The organism is Peijinzhouia sedimentorum, assembly GCF_049340005.1.
GTDB lineage: Bacteria > Bacteroidota > Bacteroidia > Cytophagales > Cyclobacteriaceae > CAXBDP01.
This window is the reverse complement of the sequence record NZ_JBMPIY010000001.1, coordinates 259,504-282,037: the sequence shown is the minus strand read 5'-3', so window position 1 is coordinate 282,037 and position 22,534 is coordinate 259,504. Positions and strand designations below refer to the sequence as shown.

Genomic DNA, 22,534 nt, shown 5'->3' with positions numbered 1-22,534 from the left:
GAGATAAAAAGGAAATCAGAATTCAGGCTGAGTCAAATTTACAGCCGTTACAGCTTTAATTTCTGGAACTGCCTTTTTTACAGCTTCCTCAACTCCTGCTTTTAGCGTCATTGTAGACATAGGGCAAGTGCCACAAGTGCCCAACAATTCCAATGATAAAACCATATCATCAGAAAGATCTAAAATTCGTACGTTCCCACCATCTGTTTGCAAATAGGGTCTAATGCTATCAAGAGCCTTTTCTAATCTATCAAGCAATTCAGGATCTATATTCGTTATTGTATTCATTTTCAAGCTTTTAATTCAACCACTTTTGTTTTTTCACCTTTTGCATTTCGGATGGCTACTTGGCGTGCTACTTCCTCAGCTAAATTGAGGAATGATTCAGAAATAACATCATTCTTGAGCACAATTGGGTAACCCAGGTCACCACTTTCTCTAATGCTCTGTACAATAGGTATTTCACCAAGATAAGGGATGTCATTGTCAGATGCCAATTTTTTTCCTCCTCCTGTTCCAAAAATATAATATTTATTGTTGGGAAGTTCTTCTGGAGTGAAATAAGCCATGTTTTCTACAACACCCAAAACGGGTACATTAATTTGAGGTTGCTTAAACATTGCTAAACCTTTGCGAGCATCTGCCAGTGCCACTTTCTGTGGAGTTGTTACTATTACCACGCCCGTTACCGGTACAGATTGCACCATCGTTAAATGTATGTCGCTGGTACCTGGCGGGAGGTCTATTAAAAGGTAATCTAATTCACCCCAATCTGTATCATTAAAAAACTGCCTTAAAGCCGAACTTGCCATGGGTCCTCTCCAAACTACTGCATTCTCCGCTGGTGCCAAAAAGCCAATTGAAATTAATTTAACTCCATATTGCTGTATAGGTACAATTAGATTTTTGCCGTCAACTTGCTTTAAAGTTGGCTGCTCAGCTTCGCAGTTAAACATGGTTGGGATACTTGGGCCGGAAATATCGGCATCTATCAAACCAACTCTGGCACCTTGTCTCGCTAAGGATACAGCCAAATTGGTAGTTACGGTAGATTTCCCAACACCACCTTTGCCGGATGCAACGGCAATAATATTTTTTACATTAGGCAGAAAATTAGCTCCACTGCGGATACTTGTTACTTCTGCCGTGACATCAATATCTATTTCAATTTCAGTTCCTGCTACCTTTTCTATTGCCGCAATACAATCATTTTTGATGATTTCCTTCATTGGGCAAGCTGGCGTAGTCAATACCAACTGAAAGGAGATTTTTTGATCTGTTACACTTAAGTCCCTGATCATGTTTAAGGTTACCAAATCTTTTTTGAGATCTGGATCTTCTACTGTACTTAATGCTTTGGTTATTGTTTCCTTCGTAATTCCCATTCTTCTATTCAATTCTCTAAAACTTTGTGCAAATTAAGTTCATTAATATTAAATGCTTAACCAAAATTGCGGGTAAATGATTTATTGTTTTTCTTTTGATGTGTTTTCTTCTCTATTGAATGGTAAATATGATTGTATAGTGCGGTCATTGCGGTTTTGTAAATAGATTCGTCGCAATTCCTCCCGCTTCCATGTTTTTAGGTATTTTTGCAGAATGAGCCTGAGTAAAGAAACGATCGATCAAATAAAAGAAAGAATGGATATCACTGAAGTGGTATCTGATTTCGTTTCGCTCAAGAAGAAAGGTCAAAACCTTTGGGCTTGCTGTCCATTTCATAACGAAAAATCTCCTTCGTTTTCCGTTTCTCCCAATAAGCAATTTTTCAAATGCTTCGGCTGTGGCAAAGCAGGTGATGCAATTACTTTTATTGAGGAGATTGAAGGCTTATCATACATTGATTCCTTAAAATTTCTGGCAGGAAAATATGGAATTGAGTTTGAAGAAAGAGAAAGTACACCCGAAGAACAGTTGCAGCAAAATGAGCGAGAAAGTCTCTTTATCGTCCTCAATTTCGCCAATGATGTTTTCAAAAGTTTGCTTTGGGAAAATGAAGATGGGAAGGCAATTGGGCTGAGCTATTTTAAAGAAAGAGCTTTTAGCGAAAGCACTATTCGCAAATTTGAGCTAGGCTATACCATAGACCAATGGGATTACTTGATGAAGCTGGCTATTCAGAATTCTTACAGCGAAGATATTCTCGAAAAAGCGGGTTTGATCTTGGTAAACGATGCCAAAAAATACGATCGATTTAGAGGCAGAGTAATGTTCCCAATCCATAATACCTCTGGAAAAGTGGTTGGTTTTGGGGCTAGGACTTTGTCTAAAGATAAAAAGCAGCCAAAGTATATCAACTCGCCCGAGTCGGTTGTTTATCACAAAAGTAAAATTCTCTACGGCTTATTTCAGGCAAAAGCTGCCATAAGAAATGCTGATAATTGCTATCTAGTAGAAGGCTATACGGATGTGATTTCAATGCATCAATCTGGTGTAGAGAATGTGGTTTCTTCCTCTGGTACTTCTCTTACAGAAGAGCAGATAAAGCTGATATCAAGGTTTACCAAAAACATCACAGTGCTATTCGATGGTGATGAAGCTGGGATAAAAGCTTCGCTTCGTGGTATCGATATGATATTGGAGCAGGATATGAATGTGCGGGTGGTAATGTTCCCGACTGGAGAAGATCCGGATTCCTATTCTAGAAAGGTTGGCAGCTCAGCGTTTGCAGAATATTTAGAAAAAGAGTCACAAGATTTTATCTCTTTCAAAACCAAGCTCTTTGTAAATGAAGCTGGAAATGACCCTGTAAAAAAGGCAGGTACCATTCGCAATATAGTTGAGAGTATTGCTAAAGTTCCAGACCCGATCAAAAGAACTGTCTATTTAAAGGAGTGTAGCAAACTGCTTGAAATTGGCGAAGATATTCTTATTGCTGAGTTGAATAAGATTACGATTCAGCAAAGGAGGGCCAAAAATAGAGAAGAGCTGGAGCTACCATTGCCTCCAGAAGATACTCCAGATCATACTGAAAATCAAAGTAAATCAAGCCAAAGCTTAGAGGAAGTAATTAAGCTTCAAGAAAAGGAAAGTGTGCGATTGCTAATCAATTATGGCTTCAATGAATTGGAGGATGAAGGCAGTCTAGCAGACTTTATTATGGCGAGTTTGGCCGATGTTGAATTCACAACACCGCACTATGCTGAGCTTATAAATCTCTACAAAATTGAGCTTGCAAATGGAAAAGTACCGGATGCTCAATACTTTATTGAGAACACAAAAGGTGATTTAAAAGAAGTCGTAATTGACTTGGTAAGTACTCGCTACGAAATAAGTGAAAGGTGGGAACATGAGCATGAAATTTTGATTCCACATGAATCAGAAATATTGGATAGGATGGTTGTGACGAATATCCTTCGATTGAAATTTAGAATCGTTCAAATGCTGATTAGAGAAAATATGCTCGAATTAAAGAACTCTAGTTCCGATGATGACATAATTATCTTGATGAACCGACATAAAAATTTTAAGATCACAGAAATGGAACTAGCCAAGCAATTAGGTGTAGTAGTGGCCAGATAATTTTCAGAACCACAGGAGCCATAATAATGTTAGGTGTACATTGGTAATTATTCCCAAAAAATAAAAAGTAAATTTGCCTTCGGGATTGAAAAATAGATATGAGTAAATTGACGAAATTAAACACAATAGATGAGGCTTTGGAAGCCATTCGTAATGGTGAGATTATCATTGTTGTTGACGACGAAGACAGAGAAAATGAAGGCGATTTCTTAACAGCTGCAAGAAATGTAACTCCGGAAATCATAAATTTCATGGCTACACATGGACGTGGTTTGATCTGCGCTCCATTGATTGAAGATAGATGTGATGAGCTGCAATTAGACTTGATGGTCAGCCATAACACTGTTTTGCATGAAACGCCATTTACCGTTTCTGTCGATTTACGTGGGCATGGTTGCACCACTGGTATTTCGGCTTCGGATAGAGCCAAAACTGTTCAAGCATTAATCAATCCTGAAACCAAACCTGAAGAGCTGGGTAAACCAGGTCATATTTTCCCTTTGCGTGCTAAGCGTGGCGGAGTATTACGCCGCGCCGGACATACTGAAGCCACTATTGATATTGCTAGATTAGCTGGGTTTGAGCCAGCTGGTGTATTGGTTGAGATAATGAACGAAGATGGCACAATGGCTCGTTTGCCGGAATTGCTGAAAGTTGCTGAACGATTCAATCTGAAAATCATTAGCATCAAGGATCTTATTGAATATAGACTACAAAAGGAAAGCCTAATAGAGCGATTGATCGATGTGAAATTACCTACAGATTTTGGTGATTTTGACTTGGTTGCATATAAGCAGGTAAGTACCGGAGAAACACATTTGGCGTTGATCAAGGGAGAGTGGAAAAAGGATGAATCGGTTTTAGTGCGCGTCCATTCATCTTGTGTTACAGGCGATATTTTCGGTTCATGCCGTTGCGATTGTGGTCCTCAACTGCATGCAGCCATGGATATGGTAGAGAAAGCCGGAAAAGGAGTAGTTCTATATATGAACCAAGAGGGTAGAGGTATTGGTTTAATTAATAAGCTGAAAGCTTACAAACTTCAAGAGGAGGGAATGGATACAGTTCAAGCAAATGAAGCACTTGGCTTTAGCATGGATCACAGAGATTATGGCGTTGGTGCTCAAATACTTCGTGACTTAGGTATAACCAAATTGTCATTAATTACGAATAACCCAAAGAAGCGTGTTGGTCTGATGGGCTATGGTTTGGAAATAGTTGAAAACGTTCCGATTGAAATTTCTCCTAATCCACATAACGAGAAGTATTTGCAAACCAAACGTGATAAAATGGGTCACAATATTCTTGGTTAATTTATTCATAGTATGTTCAAAAATATTTTCTTCCTTTCAGTAATTATTGTTTGTTTTTCACTTCAAGCAAATTCCCAAACCTTCCCTTCAGATTTATGGCATTCTGGGAGGGTAGTTTTAATGGAAGGTGATTCTGTAACAGGCAAAGTAAAATATGACTTGGATAACAATGCTGTTCAGGTAACCAATGGTAATGGAATAGAAACATTTTCATCTCTTCAAGTTAAATTTTTTGAAATCTTCGATGAGATTTTTGGTGATTTTAGATACTTCTACTCACTTCCTTATTTCACAGATGAAGGCTACGAAAGACCCATATTTTTTGAAGTACTGTTTGAGGGAAATCTTACCTTGCTAGCTAGAGAATATATTCTAACAGAGTCATCTCCAAGATATAATTCATGGTTTAGTAGGGGAGGGAGCTTTTGGTGGCCTTACCAGCGATTAGATTTCAAGTACTTTTTTCTAAATGCTCAAACAGGCGAAATACAAGAGTTTAATCGTAAAAGAAGTACTCTTTTAAATATTATGGATAATCACGCCTCAAATGTTAAGGATTATATTAAAGGGAATAAATTGAAAGTTGATCAGCGCTCAGACTTAGTTCAAATCACCTCTTATTATAATGGCTTGAATTTTTAGTCTTTGAATTTTCAGGCCTTATCTCATTATTTTTTACCAAATAATTATTTAGATTTGAAAAGGAAGCGGGAGGTAGATTTAGATTAGTGTAGTTGAGCTCTTCCAATCAATTTTAAATCTATCATCATGGTAAATCTGCTTATTCGTCTTGTTATTTCTGCTATTGCAATAATTATTGCTGCATTCCTTTTGTCTGGAGTTTCTGTAGAAGATTATTGGGCTGCTTTGATTGTAGCCGCTTTTTTGGCTATTTTAAATTCTACGGTAAGACCCATTCTCATTATCTTAACCATTCCAGTAACTATTTTTACCTTAGGTCTTTTCTTACTCGTAATCAATGCATTAATGGTAATGATTGCCGCTTATTTTATAGACAGCTTTATTGTAGTCAATTTCTGGTGGGCTTTAGCTTTTAGCTTAATTTTATCTATTCTGAATGGATTATTTTCAGGAATGGCAAAAGAGGATGAGAAGAAAAGTTATCGATAATTAACCGATTTTTAATTCTTCTTTATTCTTCTCGAGTACATCAATGATAAAGGAAATATGCTCATCTTCATTTACTTGTAGCATTTCCATTCCTTTATTTATTTCTTCACGATCTACACTAGCGGCGAAGGACTTTTGCTTTAATTTTTTCTTCACACTTTTTACGGCCATTTGGTTGATTCCTTCCGGCCTTACTTGAGCACAAGCTATAATAAAACCTGTAAGCTCATCGCAAGCAACTAGTGCTTTATCCAATGTATTGGTGTATTCTTTCCCCCATTTGGTGTAGTGGGCAGATATGGCATGAGCCAATTTATCCTCCCGCAATTCTTTCAATTTGGCAACTATAATATTTGGATGCTGGTCAGGAAAAGCCTCATAATCTGCATCGTGCAACAGTCCTGCAATTGCCCATTCCTCAGGATCTTCACCAAGTTTGTTTGCATAAGCTTCCATTACCAATTCTACACTTCTCGCATGTCTTAAAAGGCTTTCACCTTTAGTCATTTCAAGCAATAAGGCCTTTGCTTCTTCTCTGTTGAGTTTTCCCATATTTCAATTTTTTATACATATCTTGAATCATACCATCCTTCAAACCCATATCTGGCACTAGGATATTGGTGGCTTTGGCTGCTTTCATTGCAAACATGTATATATCCGATGCTGGCAAGATTACATCAGCTCTATCAGGATTCAATTGTAATTTGTTGATTCTTTCTTCCAGCGTAAATCCTGCAAGATATTCTCTTACAGCTTCAATTTTTTTGATAGAAATGGTTTTACCGGGTTTTTTCTTAGCCAGATCAGCTAATTTATTAATGTTTCCTCCAGTGCCAATAGCTGTGATTCTACCATATTCTTTTTTGATATTTTGCTTGATCCAATCCTCCATTCTTTTCCACACAAGTGGAGATTGATGGAAAGACAAACGCCGAACTGAACCTATTTTAAATGAGTTAGCAGCAACTTTTTGCTTATTCACATAAATATTCAACTCCGTGCTACCACCGCCCACATCGATATGCAAATAGGCTTTGTCTTCAAGATAAGATGAGAGTGAATTGTTGATTATTTCCGCTTCCTTATCGCCATTGATAATGTCGATCTTAAGGCCAATTTCATTCAAAACTCTAGCGGCTATTGTGGCTCCGTTTTTTGCCTCCCGCATTGCTGAGGTTGCGCAAGCTCGATATATATCTACTTCGAACAAATCAATTAAGATTTTGAACGATCGCATCAACTTCACAAATTTCTCCTCAGTGTCAGGCTTAATCAATTTCTCCGTAAAAACATCCTGACCAAGCCTAAGAGGAAAACGAACGTACTCTATTTTTTTGAAAGTAATGCTCTCCTCATACTCTAATACACTCGTAATTTGAAGTCGAATAGCGTTGGAACCGATGTCTATAGCAGCAATTTTCAAAGTAGAAATATTTAATCTAATCAAATGTAATCAATGAATCTAAATTACTTCTTCAATCCCATTGAATAAAACCTTATAGAAAGTATTTCTTGAAAAAGTGTAAAAGCTTTGCAAAGCGAATCTTTTGTGCTTCTTTTGTAAATCTTATCAAGAAAGACCGAGGGAAGGGCCCTTTGACGTCTTGGCAACCTTGTTCGACTTGGTGCCAAATCCCTACCAACAAATAGTTGGTATAGATAAGTTGAGCCTACCTTGACTGTCTTTCTTGTATTTGAGCATCTAGAAAGACAACTATGCAAATCAAAGACGTATTAAAGGAAAGAATTTTGGTGCTGGATGGTGCAATGGGCACAATGATCCAACGCTACAAATTGAGTGAAGAGGATTATAGAGGTGAAAGATTTAAAGATTATCCTTCGCCACTAAAGGGAAATAACGATCTACTTTCCCTAACCCAACCTGATATTATTTATCAAATCCATAAGGATTACTTAGAAGCTGGTGCGGATATATTGGAAACCAACACATTCAATTCCACCCGCGTTTCTATGGCAGATTATGACATGCAAGAGCTCGTTTATGAGCTTAATGTGGCATCTGCAAAATTGGCTAAAAAAGCTGCTCAAGAATACACAAAAGCAAATCCAAATAAACCTCGATTTGTTGCAGGCTCAATTGGTCCTACAAATAAAACCACCTCTTTATCTCCAGATGTAAATGCACCTGGGTATAGAGCAATTCTGTTCGACGATTTGGTGACAGATTACAAAGAACAAGCAAGAGCTTTAATTGAAGGTGGAGTAGATATCCTATTAATAGAGACGGTTTTTGATACCTTGAATTGCAAGGCCGCACTCTACGCTATAATGGATCTTTTCGAGGAAATTGGCCGAGAATTGCCAATTATGGTTTCTGGAACCATTACAGATGCAAGCGGGAGGACACTGTCCGGGCAAACTACAGAGGCATTTCTCAATTCCATTAGTCATGCTCCTTTACTTTCGGTTGGACTCAATTGTGCTTTAGGCGCTAGACAACTTAAGCCCTATCTGCAAGAGCTTTCGCGCAAAGCACCATTTTTTGTAAGTGCGCATCCAAATGCTGGCCTGCCAAATGAATTTGGAGAGTACGATCAAAGTGCCAGCGAAATGGCAAGTATCGTAGAGGAATTTCTTAAAGAGGGATTGATCAATATAATCGGTGGCTGTTGTGGAACTACGCCAGTTCATATTAGAGCATTAGCTGCTATTGCAGATAAATACAGTCCAAGAGCTATTCCTAAAATAAAACCATTGATGAGGCTGAGTGGATTGGAAGCTTTCAATATCACTCCAGAAATCAATTTTGTAAATGCTGGTGAGCGTACGAATGTAACAGGCTCCAAAAAATTCGCGAGACTTATTCGTGAAGATCGCTACGATGAAGCGCTTACAGTAGCCCTTAGCCAAGTAGAAGGTGGCGCCCAAATCATCGATGTGAATATGGATGAAGGCATGCTTGACTCAGAAGCTGCCATGACCCTATTCCTTAACCTGATTGCCTCAGAACCTGATATTTCCAAACTACCCATAATGGTAGATTCCTCTAAATGGTCGGTAATTGAGGCAGGACTAAAATGTATCCAAGGCAAAGGAATTGTCAATTCAATAAGCCTGAAAGAAGGTGAAGAGAAATTTATAGAACTAGCCAACAAAGCTAGAAAATACGGCGCTGCAATTATTGTTATGGCTTTTGATGAAAATGGTCAAGCCGATAATTATGAACGCAGAATCGAAATTTGTAAAAGGTGCTATGATATCCTTACTCAAAAAGTAGGTTTTCCAGCTCACGATATCATTTTCGATCCTAATATTCTGACTGTCGCAACGGGTATAGAGGAACATAATAATTACGCAGTTGACTTTATAAATGCCACTCGATGGATAAAGGAAAATCTTCCTTATGCCAAAGTAAGTGGTGGTGTATCCAATATTTCATTTTCGTTCCGTGGCAATGATGTATTAAGGGAGGCGATGCACTCTGCATTCCTATATCATGCGATTAAAGCAGGAATGGATATGGGAATCGTAAATGCCGGGATGATCGAAGTATATGAAGAGATTCCAAAAGAGCTGCTAGAACGAATTGAAGATGTACTCCTCAATCGCCGACAAGATGCTACGGAGAGATTGCTTGAACAAGCCGAGAAAATCACCTCCAAAGGAAAAGTGCAGGTACGCGACGAAAGCTGGAGATTAGAGCCTGTAGAAAAGCGCCTTAGCCATTCCTTAGTGAAAGGGATAGTTGAATATATAGATGAAGATACTGAGGAAGCCAGAAAGCTATTTGACAAGCCACTAAGTGTAATTGAAGGTCCATTAATGGCTGGAATGAACATCGTTGGTGATTTATTTGGCGAAGGTAAAATGTTCCTCCCACAAGTGGTGAAAAGCGCGCGTGTAATGAAAAAAGCCGTGGCCTACTTATTCCCATTTTTGGAAGCCGAAAAGCAAGAAGGAGCTTCTAGCAATGCAGGTAAAATATTGATGGCTACCGTAAAAGGGGATGTCCACGATATTGGTAAAAATATAGTAGGAGTGGTGCTGGCATGTAATAACTTCGAAGTGATTGATATTGGCGTAATGGTGCCTTTAGAGAAAATCCTTGCCGAAGCTGAAAAACACCAAGTTGATATAATCGGACTTAGTGGATTGATTACCCCATCGCTGGATGAAATGGTATATGTAGCCCAAGAAATGGAAGCGAGAGGAATGAAAACGCCATTACTTATAGGAGGTGCTACAACCTCCCGCATTCATACAGCCGTGAAAATTGCTCCCGTATATTCAGGCCCTGTAGTGCATGTAAATGATGCTTCCCGCAGTGTTCCTGTTGCATCAAACTTATTATCCGAAAATAAGGAAGCCTTTTTCCAATCCATCAAAGAGGAATATACCAAGCTAAGCACCGACCATAAAAGCAGAAATAAAGACAAGAGATTTATCGACATCGAAAGTGCAAGAGCGAATAAATTCAAAATAGATTGGGATCAACCTTCTGCGCCAAAACCGACCTTTTTAGGAACCAAAACATTGATTGATTATCCTCTTGAAAACTTGGTTCCTTATATCGATTGGACACCATTTTTTCAGACTTGGGAAATGAAAGGCAGATATCCGAAAATTTTGAACGATCCAAATTATGGTGTAGAAGCCAAAAAGCTGTTTGATGATGCACAGGAATTATTGCAAAAAATAGTTAGTGAAAAATGGATTCAGGCAAATGCCGTATTTGGGTTTTACCCGGCAAATGTAAAAGACGATGATACCATTTTGGTGTACGAAAATGATGACAGGAATGAAGTAATCACGCAGTTTCACACACTAAGGCAGCAAGGAGAAAAGGCGGGAGGAATTCCAAATATTTCATTTGCGGACTTTGTAGCACCAGTGGAAACTAATTTGCCGGATTATATTGGAGGCTTTGCAGTAACAGCCGGATTGGGAATCGAAAAGTGGCTAGACAAATTCAAAGCTGAACATGACGATTATAATTCTATAATGCTAAAAGCCTTAGCAGATCGACTGGCAGAAGCATTTGCTGAACACTTGCATGAGCGAGTAAGAAAGGAATATTGGGGCTATGCTTCAGATGAAAGTCTGCCAAATGATGAGTTGATCAAAGAAGAATATAGAGGTATTCGACCAGCTCCGGGCTATCCTGGCTGTCCAGATCATACTGAGAAAATCACACTGTTCAATTTGCTTGAAGTAGAGAAAAATGCTTCTATTGAACTCACGGATAGTTTGGCGATGTATCCAGCTTCATCGGTGAGCGGAATGTACTATGCGCATCCGCAATCAAAGTATTTTGGCTTAGGAAAAATTGGTAGAGACCAAGTAATAGACATTGCTAAACGCAAGAATATGCCTTTGAAAGATTTGGAAAGATGGCTGTCTCCAAACCTCAACTACGAACCAAGTGATTTTGTCACAGTAGAAGTTTAAAATTTGTAAACTATTAAATTAAACAAGAGATCTTTAAGCAATGATCTCATTTCAAAAATAGAATGAAAGTAACTGAACATTTCAAAAAAGCTGGCGATAAAACACTCTTCTCATTTGAAGTTTTGCCACCATTAAAAGGCGAAAGCATCAATAAGCTTTTCGATCATATTGATCCATTGTTGGAGTTCAAACCTCCTTTTATTGATGTTACCTACCACAGGGAAGAGTATGTTTATAAGAACCGTGGGAATGGCTTGCTTGAGAAAAAGTCTGTACGCAAAAGACCTGGAACTGTAGGAATATGCGCGGCCATTAAAAACCGATACGATGTAGACACAGTACCACACATAATTTGTGGTGGCTTTTCAAAAGAAGAAACTGAAAATGCTTTGATCGATCTCAATTTCTTGGGTATTGACAATGTGCTTGTATTAAGAGGCGACCCTATTAAATCGGAGCCTGTATTTATATCGGAACCTGATGGCCATAAATATGCGACAGACCTGTTGAAGCAGGTAAAAGATATGAATGAAGGAAGGTATTTAGAAGACGATTTGCAAAATCACTTTCCATCCGATTTTTGTATTGGTGTAGCAGGTTACCCTGAAAAACACTTTGAAGCACCAAACCTAAAGTCAGATCTTAAATACCTGAAAATGAAGGTTGATATGGGCGCTGATTATATCGTTACTCAAATGTTTTTTGACAATCAGAAGTTCTTTGAGTTTGTAGAAAAGTGCCGAGCAAATGGAATAAATGTGCCGATAATTCCTGGCTTAAAACCACTCACTACTCAAAAGCAAATAACTACCCTCCCGCGTATTTTCCATATTGATATTCCTGAGGAATTTGCAGATGCTTTGGAAACTTGCAAAACCAATGAAGAAGTAAAGAAAATTGGAATAGAATGGTCGATCAAGCAATCGAAAGAATTGATGGATTACGGAGTGCCTTGTTTGCATTATTATTCAATGGGCAAATCAGATTCTATTGTTCAAATAGCCAAAGAACTATTTTAGAACTAAAAGCCTTTTAAATCCAGACAAATTATTTCTGATCGAATTAAGCCATGAAGATTATTGAATGCCCAAGAGATGCCATGCAAGGCATTAAAGAATTTATAGATACTGATCAAAAAGCTGCTTATATCAACCAATTACTAAAAGTTGGTTTTGATACCATTGATTTTGGGAGCTTTGTTTCGCCAAAAGCAATTCCTCAAATGCGCGATACAGCTGAGGTATTGGCTCAATTAGATCTGAGTAATACTAAGTCTAAACTTCTTGCCATCATAGCCAATGTTCGAGGAGCAACTGATGCAGCACAATTTGAAGAAATCGATTATTTGGGCTTTCCATTTTCTATTTCAGAGACCTTCCAATTAAGAAATACAAACAAAACTATTGCCCAAGCTTTGGAGGAGTTGGCGAAAATTCAAGAAATAGCCGAGCAGAAAAATAAAGCCGTAGTAGCCTACATCTCGATGGGATTTGGGAATCCATACAATGATGTGTACAATGTGGAATTGGTAGAGAAATATACCGAGAAGCTTGCTGATTTGGGAGTAAAAATCATTTCCGTATCTGATACCATTGGCAATGCAAAACCTCAGCAGATAGAAGATATTTTCCCGGCATTGATGAAAGCATTTCCGGAAGTGGAATTTGGTGCGCATCTGCATAGCACGCCAGATACTTCGATGGTGAAAATTGAAGCAATGATTAGGGCAAATGTGCAACGAATTGACTCTGCAATGCGAGGATTTGGTGGCTGCCCAATGGCAAAGGATGATTTGACCGGAAATTTAGCTACTGAGCAATTAATAGCTGTTTTAGAAGCCAATAAGATAGAATTGGGCTTGGATAAATCTGAATTCAAAAAGTCATTAACAATGGCGGGAGAAATCTTCCCTAATTAAAAGTAATTCCACACCGACTCAGTTTTCAGTGCTTTGAAATTATGCTCAAAGTAATCGAGTAGTAGCAGAATAATGGTGAGCATACTTAGCCAAGTAAGTATTGTCAATACTGGTGAAGCTGAGAAATCGATAAACAATCCTGCAATGCCAAATAGAAACAATTGCAGGATATAGAAAAGGAGGGGAGAACTACCGTAAACGATAAGCGCATCTCTCACCAAGGTTCTCTTTTTGATAAAATGAAAGCTCAAGTAAAGTATTGTCAATCCAAAAGAAGTAGATAAAACAATATAACTGAGTGATGGTGGCAGTTTACTGAAATTAAAAAAGCCTATCAAACCATTGTCTCTCATTGTGAAATCATCGTAAAGATTTTTCCATCGAAGAACCACAAAAACTAATAGCAAAACCAAGGCTAGTATAGTGGTGATTTTCAACGTCTGTATTGGCTGCTTTCGGTAATATCTTGCTAGCACCATTCCGAATCCCGGTAAGCCCATCCAAGGTAATAATGCAAATCCAACTTTAATGGGAATGGTGAATCCTGGAATTGCCAAAAATCTAAAATAAATAGCCTCATTTGGGTTTGAAAGGCCTTTTAGATTTATAATTGTCCAGCCAAGTCCCATTAAAAGAACCGATATAGCCAATAGCTGTTTGCTTCTAATCTTGGTGAATACACTCCAAAATATAAGGCAGAATCCCAAAGATGAAAGGATTCCAAAGTATAATAGATTGGAAGAGTAAAACTCAAAGCCGGTGTTAATTTGCTGTATAGAAAAACCTTGAAATTTAAAATTGGCTAATATGCGCAAAGGGTTTTCAATTAAAAATTGAAGAGCGATTAAGAAAACACCACGAGTTGCCATCGTTCGAGCTATTTTCGGTGTATTCCAGCTTTCCCATTTTTTGTTTTTAGAAAACAAAATGATTGATGCGCCTAGCAAAATATAAATGCTTGGAATAGCTAAGCTCGCTACCAAAGTTGCCCAAAATTGAAAAGGCGGGAGGTCGGCAAACTGTCTTCTAGTCCAAAATTCAGCACCCATATTATTGCCTGTGAAATACCACAGGGTCAATAAGGATATAAGCACCAAAAGTACTCCTCGCCAAAGATCAATAAGTGCTAGTCTTGTATGACTAGGATTGGTTTTCATGGGAAATAGGTGTATTGCAGGTTTGAAATTACGGTAATTGCAGGAAATTCAATAATCTAATTTAAGAAAGACCAAATCTTTTTCCCGGCAATGATTTCACAACACCTTTAAATTCAAGGCTCAATAGTATTCCTGCTAGTCTGCTTACGTTTATTTGTGTACGCCAGCTAAGCTCATCAAGTAGAATGGCACTTTTAGCCTCAATCAATTGATTTAATACTTGCCATTCTTCTTCAGTAAAATCCGCTTGGTTGTAATTCCCATTTTGGTTTTTAGGTGCGGACAAATCTGTATCATCCCAGCCCATTTCTGCGAGGCATTGGATGATGCTGGTGAAAATTCTAGCCTTATTTTGGCTAATTAAATTATTACAGCCTTCCGAATATGTATTACCCAAATTACCCGGAACGGCAAAGACTTCTCTATTGTAACCATTGGCAAGTTCGGCAGTAATCAATGCACCCCCTTTTTTTGCAGCTTCTACCACAATCACGGCATCGGCCATTCCAGCTACTATTCTATTTCGGGCAGGAAAATTATGTGCATCTGGAATTGAACCTAATGGAAGTTCAGTCATAATTCCTCCCGCTTCTTGCATTTGCTTGGCTATATCTCGATGTGCTGCAGGGTAAATTTTATCCATACCATTACCCATCACCGCAATGGTAGGTAATCCATACTTCAAAGCCATTCTGTGAGCTTGAATATCAATCCCATAAGCAAGTCCACTTACAATCATGATATCCTTGCCTGCAATGTTCTTTATGAGTTCTTCGGTAACTGATCGACCATATTCTGATGCATTTCTAGAGCCTACAATTGCCAAATTGAATGAGCTTTGCAGAGATGCCCTATTTCCTTTGAAATACAAAACGGCCGGGCCATCTGGAATATGCTTGAGCTTGGTGGGATAGTGAGAATCTGTAAAGAAAAGTAGATCGATGCCATGCTTGTCGATTTCCTCCAGTTCAGCTTTGGCTATGTCAAAAGTAGATTTGGTTTTAATAATCTCAGTCGTTTTTTTACCAACGCCTGGGATTTTCAAAAGTTTGCCTTCAGGTAAATCGAATACCTTTTGCGCACTACCACAATAACTTATGAGTTGCCGGATATTGAAATCACCAATGGAAGGAGTGAGGTACAGCGCAAGTTGATATAGCCTATCGTCTGCGGCCATTGACTAAGGAAGGCTTTCCTGTAGCTCCACAAGGAAGCTTCTGATGTTACGGAGTGAATTGATCATGGCTACATTGTCGGTAATTGTACCTTCTTGCTGTGAATTCTTGATAAATTCCCTAGCACCTTGCAATGTGTAGCCTTTTTCTTTTACGAGATGGTAAACGAGCTTTACGCTTTCTACATCTTTCTTGGTGAATACTCGATTGCCTTTTTTGTTCTTACCCGGCTTTATTATATCAAACTCACTTTCCCAAAAACGAATCATTGAGGTAGCTACTTTGAACATTGCAGCAACTTCCCCAATGGTGTAATACTTTTTCTCTATCTCTTTTTCCTTGTAAGGCATCTCGTTTTGGTATTCGGTGCTTAAATATAATGCATTCTAATTAAGAAAGTGATTGGTTTTCGATTGAAGCAAGCTCAAGCAATTTCTCGTATTCTTCAGGAGTCAAATCTTGGAAGAAGTAATTTACTGGATTTACGAATTTGCCATCTTTCAATATTTCATAATGCAGGTGAGGCGAAGTAGATTGACCGCTTGAACCAACATAGCCGATTTTTTCGCCACGCTTTACTTTTTGACCTTTTCGTACTTCAAAAGCACTCATGTGTGCATATCTGGTTAAATAGCCAAATCCATGATCTACTTCTATATATTTTCCATATCCCCCAAAAGTGGTTTTTACTTCTACTATTACGCCATCACCTGTTGCGTAGATTGGTGTGCCACGAGGAGCGGAGAAATCTACACCGGCATGGAATTTCTTTACTTTCAGAATTGGATGGGTTCGCATTCCATAGCCGGAAGCAAGTCTATTTAATTCTTTATTGTTGATTGGCTGGATAGATGGAATGGCCGCCCAAAGTTCCTCTTTATTCATGGCCAGCTCCATCAGTTCGTCATGACTTCGTGTTTGGACATACATTTTCCTTTTTAGTATGTCAACCTCTTTCATCAAGTCAATAATTAATTCCTCCCGCTGTAAACCACTTTCCTTGAAGGATTTGTATCTGTCAACACCGCCAATGCCACCTCTGCGGATAGTCGCTGGAATCGGCTCTGCTTCAAATATTACGCGGTATATATCATCATCTCTTTCTTCTAATGAAGCTATCACAGAGTTCATCTTATCTAGCTCTTGTTTGAAAAACTCATAATAGATTACGAGCTCTTCATTTTCCTTTTTGAGTTGAGCTTCTTTTGGAGATTCGAAGTATTGGCTGTAAATAAAAAGTATGCTGATGGCAAGGATAAATGATACTGAGAAGAAACCTAAAAAATTGAGAAATACATCCCATTTGCTTACTCGTACGCGTTCGTACTTGCAGGTTTCGGTATCGTAGTAATATTTTATTCTTGCCATGTGGTAGGGTTAAATATTATCTTAATTTTGTGCTTTGGTGTAAAATATTTAATCAAGACACCCAAATAACGGTAATTTTACTGTCGCAAATATACGATTATAGTTTTTTATAGTTCAAGTCTTACGAAAAAGTCCAAGATCCGAATGGAATCGAAAATAATACGTCAAAAATACATCGAGTTTTTCAAAAGCAAAGAGCATAGTTATGTGCCTTCATCGCCTCTAGTAGTACAAAATGACCCAACCTTAATGTTTACCAATGCTGGTATGAATCAGTTTAAGGATTATTTCCTGGGTAATAAGGTGGCACCTTGGCCTCGCGTTGCCAACAGTCAGAAGTGCCTTCGGGTTTCGGGCAAGCACAATGACTTGGAAGATGTTGGTATGGATACCTACCACCACACCATGTTCGAGATGCTAGGAAATTGGTCCTTTGGCGATTACTTCAAGAAGGAAGCGATCCAATGGGCTTGGGAATTGTTGACGGAAGTATATCAACTGCCAAAAGACAGAATGTATGCATCTGTGTTTGAAGGTGACAAGGATGATAACTTGGCTTTCGATCAGGAGGCGTTTGACTTGTGGAATGAAATAATCCCGGCAGAGCGTATTATCTATGGCTCCAAAAAGGACAATTTCTGGGAAATGGGCGATACAGGTCCTTGCGGCCCATGTTCGGAAATCCATATAGACTTAAGACCTCAATCTGAGGTAGATAAAGTGCCGGGTCGTGATTTGGTCAACAATGACCACCCGCAAGTTGTGGAGATTTGGAACCTGGTATTTATGCAATTCAATCGCATGGCCGATGGAAGTTTGAAGCCTTTGCCTGCACAGCATGTGGATACAGGAATGGGTTTCGAAAGGCTTTGCATGGCCATTCAGCAAAAGACATCAAATTACGATACCGACGTATTCACTCCATTGATCGAAGCAATTTCCGCTGAAGCCGGAGTGAAATATGGCGCCGATACCAAAACGGATATTGCCATCCGTGTAATTGTGGATCATATCAGAGCTATCTCATTCACGATTGCGGACGGTCAATTGCCGAGTAATAATAAGGCGGGTTATGTAATTCGCCGGATTCTTCGTCGTGCAGTTCGTTATGGCTATACATTCTTGAATTTCCGCGATCCATTTTTATTCAGACTGCTACCGATTTTGGCCGATCAGTTCGATGGCGTATTTCCGGAACTTAAAAGCCAGCAAGATTTCATCGCTCGTGTGATTATGGAAGAGGAAATTTCTTTTCTCCGTACACTTGAGAATGGTCTTAAAAGCTTCCAGCAGATTAAAGAGAACTTAAAATCCAATACTATTCCAGGAAGTCAGATTTTCGAATTGTACGACACTTTCGGTTTTCCTTATGACCTCACGGCTTTATTAGCAAGAGAAAATAACCTCCAATTAGATGAGGCAGGATTCAAAAAAGAATTAGAATCTCAGAAATCAAGATCGCGCAAAGCAGCTGAGCAAGAGAAATCAGATTGGATGATCGTATCGGATGAAACGGATGTGGAATTTGTGGGATATGACAATACTGAAGCATCTGCCAAATTGCTACGCTATAGAGAGATAAAAGAAAAAGGAGGCACATATTACCAATTGGTATTGGACAAAACACCATTTTATGCCGAAAGTGGTGGCCAAGTAGGAGATAGCGGCAGGTTGATTTGTGGTGATGAAACTATCGAAGTATTCGATACCAAAAAGGAAAATGACCTGATCATCCAATTCACGAAAAAGCTACCGAGCAATCTGGAAGCAGACTTTCTTTGCCAAATCGATGTAGAGAAGCGAAATAGAACACGCAATAATCACAGCGCAACGCATTTGCTTCATGCAGCTTTACGAGAAGTATTAGGCAATCATGTGCAGCAGAAAGGCTCTTTGGTAAATTCAGAAATATTAAGATTCGATTTCTCGCATTTCAGCAAAGTGGAAGAAAGCGAAATCCAAAGAATCGAAGATATTGTAAATCGTAAAATCAGAGAGAATATCGCCTTAGACGAAAAGCGAAATGTGCCAATAGAAGATGCAAAAGCATTGGGTGCTACAGCGCTATTCGGTGAGAAATACGGCGAATTTGTACGTGTGATTACTTTTGGACAGGATTTCAGCGTAGAGTTATGCGGTGGTACGCATACTCCGGCAACAGGTAATATTGGCTATTTTAAAATAGTGAGCGAGAGTTCTGTTGCTGCGGGTGTTCGACGCATCGAAGCGTTGACTTCTGAAGGAGCCGAACTTTATATGCGTGAAAAAGAAGCCATTCTTAATGAAGTGCAACAGATATTGAAAGCACCAAAAGATGTTGCCAAAGCACTCCAACAATTGCTGGACGATCGTAGCAATCTGCAAAAGGAATTGGAAAAGCTGCATCTCGACAAAGCTTCCGGTATGAAGGATGAATTGAAGCAAAAGCTGTTTGCTCATTCCAGCATGAATGTGATCGTAGAGCAAGTGAATCTGCCCAATGCAGATGCGCTGAAAAAGATCGCTTATGAATTAAAAAATGAGGTTGAAAACTTGATGCTTATCTTAGGTGCTGAGATCGACCAAAAGCCAATGATTGCTGTGATGATTGCAGATAATTTGGTGACCGAAAAAGGCTTAGATGCTGGTAAAATGGTAAGAGAACTCGCCAAGAATATTCAAGGTGGAGGGGGAGGTCAGCCATTTTTCGCAACAGCGGGAGGTAAAAACCTTGCTGGTTTGCCAAAAGTTATAGAAGCTGCACAATCAATGATTAAAGAGATATTGTAAAAAATAGGAAATGTTAACTACCACAATAAGAGATAAATACCGTGTTGTAATTGGACTAGAAGTTCACGCTCAATTATTGACACAAAGCAAAATGTATGTTTCGGATTCTACGGAATATGGCAATATGCCCAATATGCATATCAGCCCAATTACTTTAGGTCATCCGGGTACTTTGCCCAAAGTCAACAAAACGGCAGTGGAATATGCCATCAAAATGGGTATTGCTTGTAATAGTGAAATCAGTAGATATCAAATCTTCGATCGCAAAAATTACTTCTATCCAGATCTACCAAAAGGCTATCAGGTTACGCAAGATCGTACACCGATCTGTATTGGCGGTGGCGTGAAAATAAAGGTGGGAGAGAAGGAGAAAACAGTTACGCTCACACGTATTCACATGGAAGAAGATGCCGGTAAATCCATCCACATGGCGGAAGAAACGGATACGTTGATTGACTTGAATAGAGCGGGCGTTCCGCTAATTGAGATTGTAACCAATCCTGATATTGACAATTCCGACGAAGCTTATGCATTCTTAACTGAGATCAAAAAGCTTGTTCGCTACTTAGAAATTTGCGATGGCAATATGGAAGAAGGCTCGCTTCGTTGCGATGCCAACGTTTCTGTCATGCTCAAGGATGCTAAGGAATTTGGCAAAAAAGTGGAAGTGAAAAATATGAATTCCTTTAAGAATGTTCAAAGAGCGATTGAACATGAAATTGAACGCCAAATCTTGATGGTAGAGAAGGGTGAAAATATCCCATCCGAAACCAGAACTTTCGATGCTGTATCGGGCAAAACAAGCAGCATGCGTACGAAGGAAGATTTGAACGATTATCGTTATTTCCCAGAGCCCGATTTAAGCCCATTGGTGGTTTCAGAAGAATGGCTTAATAATGTGAAAAACGATATGCCGCCACTTCCTTGGGTATTGTTCGATCGTTTTATGAAGGATTATAATCTGCCCGAATATGATGCGCAAGTGTTGACGGATAGCAAAGAGATTGCCTTATTCTTTGAAGATTTGTGTACACATACGAAGAATTACAAAGCTGCATCCAATTGGGTAATGGGTCCGGTGAAATCTTATTTGAATGAACTAACTCTTCATATCGAAGACTTCCCAATTACGACCAAGCAATTGTCACTATTGATCGATTTGGTAGATAGCGGAAAGGTGAACTTCTCATCTGCTTCACAAAAGATCTATCCGGAGCTATTAAAGAATCCAAGAGAAAATCCATTGCAAATTGCAGAGAGATTGAACTTGGTGCAGGATAGTAGCGAAGATTCATTAATGCCAATTATCGAAGAGGTAATCGCTGCATTTCCTGAGAAAGCGCAAGAATATAGAGATGGCAAAAAAGGCCTTTTGGGAATGTTTATGGGCGAAGTAATGAAAAAGAGTAAAGGCAAAGCTGATCCTAAAGTTGCGAGCGGACTGGTTAGAGAAGTTCTCGAAAGGAACTAAACCATATAACTCCAAGTTTTTAGGACTGATCAAAATTTAACAAATGAAGAATTTGATACTAAGTATTTTAAGCCTGTTAATATTCATTGCTTGCCAGCCTCAAGAGACCGAGCATAAGCAACAAACTTTTCCGCTAGAAATTACGCTGAGTGGCGAAATTAAGAATCCAAAGGAGGGACTTATTCTTCTTCAAGCTCTTGAAGCGAATGAATTGAAAACTATTGATACGATAAGCTTAGACAATAAGAATTCCTTTGAAACTATAGTTTCTCTAGATCAACCAAACCTATTTTTATTGCGTGTTTTTGATTTAACTCCAATCACTTTAGTGCTTAATGATGAGGATGTTAAAGTAAGTTTAGATGCATCAGAATCAAGTGATAAAGCTAAGATCGAAGGTTCTAGAGATACGGATTTATTTACGGCAATGCAGGTGATCATTCGTGAATATCAGGAAAAGGAGAGAGCCTTAAACGATCAGTTTGTAGCTGCAAGTCAGCAAGGTGATGGTGATAAAATGGATTCCTTGAGAGATGAATATTTTAATGTGGAAGCGCAAAAGAAGAATGCTTTGAAGAACCTGATCTATAGTAATGATCCTTCAATTGCGTCGCTCTTGGTGCTCAATTTCTTTGATGTTGACACAGATTTCCAGTTTATGGATTCGCTTGCTTATGATTTACGCACAGCCTTTCCAAACTCTGTATTGGTAACAGACTTGGGCAGAATGGTGGACGATGCACGCTCATTAGCTGTAGGCGCTGTAGCTCCGGATATTTCCCTTCCAAATCCTGACGGTGAGATTTTATCGCTTTCAGATTATAGAGGACAATATGTATTGATAGATTTCTGGGCTGGCTGGTGTCGTCCTTGTAGAGAAGAAAATCCAAATGTAGTACGATTGTACAACAAGTATAATGACAAAGGCTTTACCGTATTCGGTGTTTCATTTGATAGAACGCGGGAGGATTGGGTTGGTGCCATCGAAGCAGATGGACTTCCTTATCCACAGGTTTCCGATATTAAGTACTTCAATTCAGAAGCAGCCTTGCTTTACAAAGTAGATGCTATTCCATTTACAGTGATGGTAGATCCTGAAGGAGTAATTATTGCAAAGAACTTAAGAGGACCAACCTTAGAAGCCAAACTGATTGAGTTGTTTGGTGAATAAGCACAATTGATTACAAAAGAATAAAAGGGAGTGTAAAAGCTCCCTTTCTTATTTTAGAATTTATAATTTAACATAATATAAATTATGGAACAAATGAGCTGTATCTAAAAATCCAACTCACAGAGTTTCA

Annotated in this window: 18 protein-coding genes and 1 riboswitch; of the genes, 10 read left to right on the top strand and 8 right to left on the bottom strand. The window is 38.8% G+C overall.

Going from position 1 to position 22,534, the window contains the following annotated elements; translation table 11 throughout:
- Nucleotides 1–15 precede the first annotated feature (15 nt).
- Together ACOXY8_RS01310 and ACOXY8_RS01305 are read right to left on the bottom strand one after the other, a co-directional pair.
- Nucleotides 16–288 (bottom strand): NifU family protein, encoded by a 273-nt coding sequence (locus ACOXY8_RS01310; RefSeq protein ID WP_458329751.1) that lies wholly within the window; start codon nt 286–288, stop codon nt 16–18.
- A 2-nt stretch (nt 289–290) separates the two neighbouring features.
- Nucleotides 291–1,385, bottom strand: a complete 1,095-nt coding sequence (locus ACOXY8_RS01305) for an Mrp/NBP35 family ATP-binding protein (RefSeq protein ID WP_458329750.1) — start codon at nt 1,383–1,385, stop codon at nt 291–293.
- Nucleotides 1,386–1,599: 214 nt separating this feature from the next.
- Between ACOXY8_RS01305 and dnaG the strand changes: the two genes are divergently transcribed.
- The 4 genes from dnaG to ACOXY8_RS01285 all read left to right on the top strand — a co-directional run bounded on the left by dnaG (nt 1,600) and on the right by ACOXY8_RS01285 (nt 5,966).
- Entirely contained in the window at nt 1,600–3,522 is a 1,923-nt protein-coding gene (gene dnaG, locus ACOXY8_RS01300) for a DNA primase (protein ID WP_458329749.1), read from the top strand.
- Nucleotides 3,523–3,620: 98 nt separating this feature from the next.
- The gene (locus ACOXY8_RS01295) at nt 3,621–4,835 is read left to right on the top strand and encodes a bifunctional 3,4-dihydroxy-2-butanone-4-phosphate synthase/GTP cyclohydrolase II (protein ID WP_458329748.1); all 1,215 of its coding nucleotides are present in this window, start codon (nt 3,621–3,623) and stop codon (nt 4,833–4,835) included.
- A gap of 12 nt (nt 4,836–4,847) precedes the next feature.
- Nucleotides 4,848–5,477 (top strand): hypothetical protein, encoded by a 630-nt coding sequence (locus ACOXY8_RS01290; protein WP_458329747.1) that lies wholly within the window; start codon nt 4,848–4,850, stop codon nt 5,475–5,477.
- Between the two features lie 126 nt (nt 5,478–5,603).
- Nucleotides 5,604–5,966 (top strand): phage holin family protein, encoded by a 363-nt coding sequence (locus ACOXY8_RS01285; protein WP_458329746.1) that lies wholly within the window; start codon nt 5,604–5,606, stop codon nt 5,964–5,966.
- Here the strand turns inward: ACOXY8_RS01285 and ACOXY8_RS01280 are convergent, their stop codons facing one another.
- A complete protein-coding gene (locus ACOXY8_RS01280) occupies nt 5,967–6,518 on the bottom strand; it encodes an HD domain-containing protein (RefSeq protein WP_458329745.1) in 552 nt (183 codons plus the stop codon). It lies immediately after the preceding gene.
- Nucleotides 6,475–7,389 (bottom strand): Ppx/GppA phosphatase family protein, encoded by a 915-nt coding sequence (locus tag ACOXY8_RS01275; RefSeq protein WP_458329744.1) that lies wholly within the window; start codon nt 7,387–7,389, stop codon nt 6,475–6,477. The genes ACOXY8_RS01280 and ACOXY8_RS01275 overlap by 44 nt, the downstream gene beginning before the upstream one ends.
- A 141-nt stretch (nt 7,390–7,530) precedes the next feature.
- Nucleotides 7,531–7,632, top strand: a riboswitch (SAM riboswitch).
- Nucleotides 7,633–7,682: 50 nt separating this feature from the next.
- Here ACOXY8_RS01275 and metH point away from each other — a divergent pair.
- The 3 genes from metH (at nt 7,683) to ACOXY8_RS01260 (ending at nt 13,293) form a co-directional block, all read left to right on the top strand.
- Nucleotides 7,683–11,375 (top strand): methionine synthase, encoded by a 3,693-nt coding sequence (gene metH, locus ACOXY8_RS01270; protein ID WP_458329743.1) that lies wholly within the window; start codon nt 7,683–7,685, stop codon nt 11,373–11,375.
- 62 nt (nt 11,376–11,437) lie between these two features.
- The gene (metF, locus tag ACOXY8_RS01265; protein ID WP_458329742.1) at nt 11,438–12,394 is read left to right on the top strand and encodes a methylenetetrahydrofolate reductase [NAD(P)H]; all 957 of its coding nucleotides are present in this window, start codon (nt 11,438–11,440) and stop codon (nt 12,392–12,394) included.
- A gap of 50 nt (nt 12,395–12,444) precedes the next feature.
- On the top strand, nt 12,445–13,293 hold the full coding sequence (locus tag ACOXY8_RS01260; protein ID WP_458329741.1) for a hydroxymethylglutaryl-CoA lyase: 849 nt from the start codon (nt 12,445–12,447) through the stop codon (nt 13,291–13,293).
- Here the strand turns inward: ACOXY8_RS01260 and ACOXY8_RS01255 are convergent.
- From ACOXY8_RS01255 to ACOXY8_RS01240, 4 genes are all read right to left on the bottom strand, one after another.
- Nucleotides 13,290–14,450 carry a hypothetical protein gene (locus ACOXY8_RS01255; RefSeq protein ID WP_458329740.1) on the bottom strand — a complete coding sequence of 387 codons (1,161 nt, stop codon included), beginning with the start codon at nt 14,448–14,450 and terminating at the stop codon, nt 13,290–13,292. The genes ACOXY8_RS01260 and ACOXY8_RS01255 overlap by 4 nt on opposite strands.
- A gap of 61 nt (nt 14,451–14,511) precedes the next feature.
- Complete coding sequence (gene dprA / locus ACOXY8_RS01250) at nt 14,512–15,627, bottom strand: DNA-processing protein DprA (RefSeq protein WP_458329739.1); 1,116 nt, start codon at nt 15,625–15,627, stop codon at nt 14,512–14,514.
- A gap of 3 nt (nt 15,628–15,630) precedes the next feature.
- The gene (locus ACOXY8_RS01245; RefSeq protein WP_458329738.1) at nt 15,631–15,975 is read right to left on the bottom strand and encodes a MerR family transcriptional regulator; all 345 of its coding nucleotides are present in this window, start codon (nt 15,973–15,975) and stop codon (nt 15,631–15,633) included.
- A gap of 40 nt (nt 15,976–16,015) precedes the next feature.
- Nucleotides 16,016–16,993: a M23 family metallopeptidase gene (locus tag ACOXY8_RS01240; RefSeq protein WP_458329737.1), complete on the bottom strand. Its 978-nt coding sequence runs from the start codon at nt 16,991–16,993 to the stop codon at nt 16,016–16,018.
- Between the two features lie 144 nt (nt 16,994–17,137).
- On the opposite strand from ACOXY8_RS01240, the gene alaS reads away from it, so the two are divergent.
- Genes alaS through ACOXY8_RS01225 form a run of 3 tightly spaced genes read left to right on the top strand, consistent with a single transcriptional unit; the run spans nt 17,138 to nt 22,404 of the window.
- Nucleotides 17,138–19,762: an alanine--tRNA ligase gene (alaS, locus tag ACOXY8_RS01235; protein WP_458329736.1), complete on the top strand. Its 2,625-nt coding sequence runs from the start codon at nt 17,138–17,140 to the stop codon at nt 19,760–19,762.
- A gap of 10 nt (nt 19,763–19,772) precedes the next feature.
- Nucleotides 19,773–21,233: an Asp-tRNA(Asn)/Glu-tRNA(Gln) amidotransferase subunit GatB gene (gene gatB / locus ACOXY8_RS01230; protein ID WP_458329735.1), complete on the top strand. Its 1,461-nt coding sequence runs from the start codon at nt 19,773–19,775 to the stop codon at nt 21,231–21,233.
- A 43-nt stretch (nt 21,234–21,276) separates the two neighbouring features.
- A complete protein-coding gene (locus ACOXY8_RS01225) occupies nt 21,277–22,404 on the top strand; it encodes a redoxin domain-containing protein (protein WP_458329734.1) in 1,128 nt (375 codons plus the stop codon).
- The last annotated feature ends 130 nt before the right edge of the window (nt 22,405–22,534 follow it).

Coding starts and splice junctions, on each gene's coding strand:
- ACOXY8_RS01255 (WP_458329740.1), bottom strand. CDS start 14,450: ATGAAAACCAATCCTAGTCATACAAGACTAGCACTTATTGATCTTTGG.
- ACOXY8_RS01285 (WP_458329746.1), top strand. CDS start 5,604: ATGGTAAATCTGCTTATTCGTCTTGTTATTTCTGCTATTGCAATAATT.
- ACOXY8_RS01240 (WP_458329737.1), bottom strand. CDS start 16,993: ATGGCAAGAATAAAATATTACTACGATACCGAAACCTGCAAGTACGAA.
- ACOXY8_RS01295 (WP_458329748.1), top strand. CDS start 3,621: ATGAGTAAATTGACGAAATTAAACACAATAGATGAGGCTTTGGAAGCC.
- dprA (WP_458329739.1), bottom strand. CDS start 15,627: ATGGCCGCAGACGATAGGCTATATCAACTTGCGCTGTACCTCACTCCT.
- ACOXY8_RS01310 (WP_458329751.1), bottom strand. CDS start 288: ATGAATACAATAACGAATATAGATCCTGAATTGCTTGATAGATTAGAA.
- ACOXY8_RS01290 (WP_458329747.1), top strand. CDS start 4,848: ATGTTCAAAAATATTTTCTTCCTTTCAGTAATTATTGTTTGTTTTTCA.
- ACOXY8_RS01260 (WP_458329741.1), top strand. CDS start 12,445: ATGAAGATTATTGAATGCCCAAGAGATGCCATGCAAGGCATTAAAGAA.
- metH (WP_458329743.1), top strand. CDS start 7,683: ATGCAAATCAAAGACGTATTAAAGGAAAGAATTTTGGTGCTGGATGGT.
- metF (WP_458329742.1), top strand. CDS start 11,438: ATGAAAGTAACTGAACATTTCAAAAAAGCTGGCGATAAAACACTCTTC.
- dnaG (WP_458329749.1), top strand. CDS start 1,600: ATGAGCCTGAGTAAAGAAACGATCGATCAAATAAAAGAAAGAATGGAT.
- ACOXY8_RS01280 (WP_458329745.1), bottom strand. CDS start 6,518: ATGGGAAAACTCAACAGAGAAGAAGCAAAGGCCTTATTGCTTGAAATG.
- ACOXY8_RS01245 (WP_458329738.1), bottom strand. CDS start 15,975: ATGCCTTACAAGGAAAAAGAGATAGAGAAAAAGTATTACACCATTGGG.
- ACOXY8_RS01225 (WP_458329734.1), top strand. CDS start 21,277: ATGAAGAATTTGATACTAAGTATTTTAAGCCTGTTAATATTCATTGCT.
- gatB (WP_458329735.1), top strand. CDS start 19,773: ATGTTAACTACCACAATAAGAGATAAATACCGTGTTGTAATTGGACTA.
- ACOXY8_RS01305 (WP_458329750.1), bottom strand. CDS start 1,385: ATGGGAATTACGAAGGAAACAATAACCAAAGCATTAAGTACAGTAGAA.
- alaS (WP_458329736.1), top strand. CDS start 17,138: ATGGAATCGAAAATAATACGTCAAAAATACATCGAGTTTTTCAAAAGC.